Genomic DNA, 4,456 nt, shown 5'->3' with positions numbered 1-4,456 from the left:
GCCGCGGCGGCCACGGGCGGGAGTTCGTCCGGGGGCGCGGCAGGCGGGGCCGCCGCATCCGAGGGGCTCGGCGCGCCCGCCAAGGCGGGTATCGCGGCGGCGGTCGCCGTCGCGGTGGCCGCGGGCGTGGTCTTCGCACTCAGCGGCAACGACGCCGAGCCGGTCGCGAAGCCCCAGGCCAAACCGTCGGCCGTGGCGCCGGTGGTCCCGCAGAAGCCGCCGCCCTCCCCCGCGCCGGAGCCCCCGGCGCCGCCCGCGCCCGTACCGCCGCCGCCGAAGAAGCCCGCGCCGAAGCCGCCCGAGCCCGCGCCGCCGAAGCCCAGACCGAAGCCGACGCCGACGCCGACGCCGACGCCGACGCCGACGCCTCCGCCGCCGAAGCCCACGCCCCCGAAGCCGACGCCGCCTCCTACGCCGCCGCCCCCGCCGGCGGCGGTGTACCAGATCAACCGGCTCCAGTACGGGGCGTTCGGCGACCACACCAAGCCCGAGGTGCGGCTCGGCGCGTCCAGCTGGCTCTGGCAGCGCTGGGGCATGGAGATCGACGGCAAGCCGTACAGCCACGGCGTGACCGTGCACGCCCGCTCCTCGGTGACGATCGACCTCAACCGGCAGTGCTCCAGCTACGACGCGTTCGCCGGGGTCGACGACCTGACCATGGGGCTGGGCGCGGTGCGGTTCTCGGTGTACGGCGACCACACCCTGCTGTGGCGCTCGCCCGTGATGCACGGCGGGGACCCGGCGGTGCCGGTCCACGTGGACCTGACGGGGCACCGGACGATTCGGCTTATGGTCGACCCGCACACACCGTTCGGGTCGGTGGCGCTGGCGGACTGGGCGAAGTCGGTCATCGCCTGTCGCTAGGCGCGGCGGTGCTGATATTCGCTTATTCGCCCGCGGGCCGTCTGTGGCTGGTCGCTCCCCCAAGTTCTCGGCTTCGCTCGAACAAAGGGGACCCCCATCGCGGCGGAGCCGCGTAATGTCACAGCCCCGCACCCCTTATGGGGCGCCGGCGACTCCTTCCAGCAGCCCCGCGACCTGCGACGTCGTGAGCCCGGCCCCCGCCGCGTGCTCCTCCTCGTAGACGTGAGAGCCCAGCTCGTCGAGGAGTCGGGTGCGCAGGGCTTCCAGGGCAGCGCCGTCCGGGGCCCACAGGGGGATCCCCGCGCGCCAGGTCTCGGCGGCTGCCAGCACCCGTGCCGTCAGGACGAGTTCTCCCAGGTCGGGCAGTAGCTGGGCGGCGCCCTCCGCGAAGTGGGCGAGGAGGATTTCGGCGCAGCCCGCGGCGTCGGCGATGCGCAGTGCCGAGGCCAGGCCGCGTACGCCGACGGCCGGGCCGGACTCGATGGCCGCGACCCGGGCATCGAGGCCCTCCAGGATCGCGGTGAAGTGCGGCGGCGGGGTGCTGCGGGCGCTCGCCGCCTGGGCCGCGTCGCACTCGGCGCGCGCGGTGACGGCATCACCGGTGTCCAGGGCCATACAGGCGCGCTGATAGTGGATGTAGGAGGCGCTGTCGCGGACGCTGTAGCGGACGGCCTCCGCCTCGGCCTCGTCGAGGATCTTGACGGCTCCGTCCAAGTCGCCCGCGCGATAGGTGAGTTCGGCGATGCGGGCCAGCAGGAACGGCGCCTCGGCGTGGGCGCCGACCTCGCGGGCGAGGCCGAGCGCCTCCTCGTACTCCGGCCGTGCCCGCGCGGGCAGCCCGCGCATCATCGCCGCCTCCCCGGCGGCGCCGGCCACCTGGGCCCGCATCCAGCGGTCGCCGACGCGCCGGCTCAGCGCCCGCAGCTCCGCGAGGTCGCCGTCGACGTCCCACACCCCGCCGGGCATGTCGATGACCATGTGCGTACGGAACATGAGGCTGACGCCGATCTCCCATTCACCGCCGTACGCACGGCAGTTGGCGACCACGACGTCCATGGACTCGCGCACCTGCCCGGGGCCCTGGGCGAGGAACACGGCGAACGGCCAGAGCAGCCCGGGGAACCGGGCCGCCTCCGGGCCGCCCCGCCCGAACGCCTCGCGCAGCCGCGCCATCTCCGCCAGCGCCTCGGGCGTACGCAGCCGCTCGGCAGGGCCGCCGGACTCCTCGATCAGGAAGATCCGCAGCAGCGCGAGCCGCATGCGCGGCCAGTAGTCGGGCGCGTCGGGATCGTCGGGGCAGGCGTCCGCGCCCTCGCCGCTCCCCTCCCGGCCGAGGACGCGGTCGACCCACTCGACCCCCTCACCGCGGTAGTTGCGCAGCCACCAGAACCAGCCCATGGCGAGGGCGAGGTCACGGGCCTCGACGGGGTCGGGATCGGTGCCGGTGGCGCGGTGCAGCGCGGCCCGGATGTTGTCGAGTTCGCGCTCGACGCGCCGGATCCAGGACAGCTGCCCGTGCGAGCGGAGCAACGGGTCGGCTTCCTGGGCCAGTTCGCGGTAGTACGCGGTGTGGGCGCGGGCGGCGTCGTCGAGCAGGCTCGGGGTCTCGGCCGCGCGCTCGGTGGCGTACTCGTGGATGGTCTCCAGCATCCGGTAGCGCATCCCGCCGGTGTCCGGGTCAGGGGCGGCCACGACCAGGGACTTGTCGACCAGGGCCGCCAGATCGCCGGTCGAGCCGCAGACGGCCTGGGCGGCGGCCAGGTCCCAGCCGCCGGCGAAGACGGAGGCGCGGCGCAGCACCGCGCGCTCACGCTCGTCGAGCAGGTCCCAGGACCAGTCGACGACCGCGCGCAGGGTCTGCTGGCGGGGCAGTACGGTCCGGCTGCCGCTGGTCAGGAGGCGGAACCGGTCGTCGAGCCGGTCCGCGATCTGGCGCGGCGCGAGCAGCCGCAGCCGGGCGGCGGCCAGCTCGATCGCCAGCGGCAGCCCGTCGAGCCGCCGGCAGATCTCGGCGATGGCCTCGGGGTCGTCGGCCGGGTCGAAGTCGGGCCTTACGGTACGGGCGCGCTCGGCGAAGAGCCGGTGCGCGGGGTCGGGCGGCAGCGGCTCGACCGGCCGGACCCGCTCGCCGGGCACGCCGAGGGGTTCGCGGCTGGTGGCGAGGATCCGCAGCGCCGGACAGCGCGTGAGCAGCGTCTCCGCGAGCCGGGCAGCGGCGGCGATGACGTGCTCGCAGTTGTCGAGGACGAGGAGGGCACGGGGGGCGGCGGCGAAGTGGTCGACGAGCCGGGCGACGGGGTCGTCCGGGTGCGGCTGCCCGTCCCGCCCGAGCAGGGTGGTCTCGCGCAGCCCGAGCGCGGAGACGACGGCGCCGGGGACGGCGTCCGGGTGGTCGAGCGGGGCGAGCTCCGCGAGCCAGGCGGGGGTGTGCGCGGCGGACTCCTCGGCGAGCCGGGTCTTGCCGGAGCCGCCGGGCCCGGTGAGGGTGACGAGCCGGTGAGCGGCCAAGTCGGCTCTGATCGCCGCGAGTTCGGGCTCGCGCCCGACGAAGGAGGTCAGGCGGGGCCGCAGATTGCCGAGGACTTCGGGGGTGGGGTTGAGCAGCTCCTGGTGCAGCGCGGCCAGTTCCGGGCCGGGGTCGGCGCCGAGGGCGTCGGCGAGGGTGCGGCGGGCGGTCTCGTACGCCAGGAGCGCGTCGGCCGTACGCCCCTCGGCCCGCAGGGCGCGGATCAGCTGGGCGTGGAAGGGTTCGTCGTACGGGTGGCTCTCGATCAGCGCGGTGAGCTCGGCGGGGAGGTGGGCGGTGGCGCCGCGGCGCAGGTCCGCCTCGATGCGGGCGCGCAGGGCGGCGAGGCGCTGGGCGTCGGGGCCCGCCGCTGCCGCCGCCCGGTCCGGGAGGTCGGCGAGGGCGGGGCCGCGCCACAGGGCGAGGGCGGTGCGGAGCGTTTCGGCGGCGGTGTCGGGGTCGCCGCCTTCGAGCCGGCGCGTGCCGGCCGCCAGCTGCTGCCCGAACGCGAAGAGGTCGATGTCGTGCGGGGCGTCGACGGCGAGCCGGTAGCCACCGGGTTCGGAGGCGACGGCGTCGCGGCCGAGCGTTCTGCGGAGGCGGCCGACGAGGGCCTGGAGGGCGGCGGGGGCGTCGTGCGGGGGGTCCTCGGGCCAGATGGCGTCGATCAGGGTGGGGGGCGGGACCGGGGTGTGGCGGTCGGCTCGGGCAGCGAGGGCGGTGAGCAGGGCGCGCAGCCTCGGCCCCCCGAGGGCAACTGGCCGGCCGTGCTCGTCTTGCGCCTCTGTGACGCCCAGGATTCGGTACCGCACGGGGTCATTGTGTCTTGGGGGCGCGGTGGTTGCGGCGGGGGTTTCCCCCCACCCCGCCCGTTCCCTTAACCCTCCGGGGGTGGGTGGGGGGTTGAGGTGGCTTTCCCGCGGGCTACGCCCCCGGACCCCGGGCGGGGGCTGCGGCCCCGGACCCCGGGCGGGGGCTGCGGCCCCGGACCCCGGGCGGGGGCTCCGGCCCCGGACCCGGGCGGGGGCTCCGGCCCCGGACCCCGGGCGGGGGCTCCGGCCCCGGACCCGGGCGGGGGCTCCGGCG

Annotated in this window: 2 protein-coding genes; one reads left to right on the top strand and one right to left on the bottom strand. The window is 76.4% G+C overall.

Annotated features, from left to right (window positions below; all coding sequences use genetic code 11):
- Positions 1 to 864 (top strand): NPCBM/NEW2 domain-containing protein (locus ACFWA7_RS39720; RefSeq protein ID WP_385828029.1); only part of this gene is annotated, 864 nt, incomplete at its 5' end.
- Positions 865 to 999: 135 nt separating this feature from the next.
- Here ACFWA7_RS39720 and ACFWA7_RS39715 read toward each other — a convergent pair.
- Positions 1,000 to 4,182: a BTAD domain-containing putative transcriptional regulator gene (locus ACFWA7_RS39715; protein WP_385828027.1), complete on the bottom strand. Its 3,183-nt coding sequence runs from the start codon at positions 4,180 to 4,182 to the stop codon at positions 1,000 to 1,002.
- Positions 4,183 to 4,456 lie beyond the last annotated feature (274 nt).

It is taken from the genome of Streptomyces sp. NPDC059994, assembly GCF_042737755.1.
Lineage (GTDB): Bacteria > Actinomycetota > Actinomycetes > Streptomycetales > Streptomycetaceae > Streptomyces.
The sequence above is the reverse complement of the archived record's forward strand: the minus strand, read 5'-3'. Positions and strand labels throughout refer to the sequence as shown.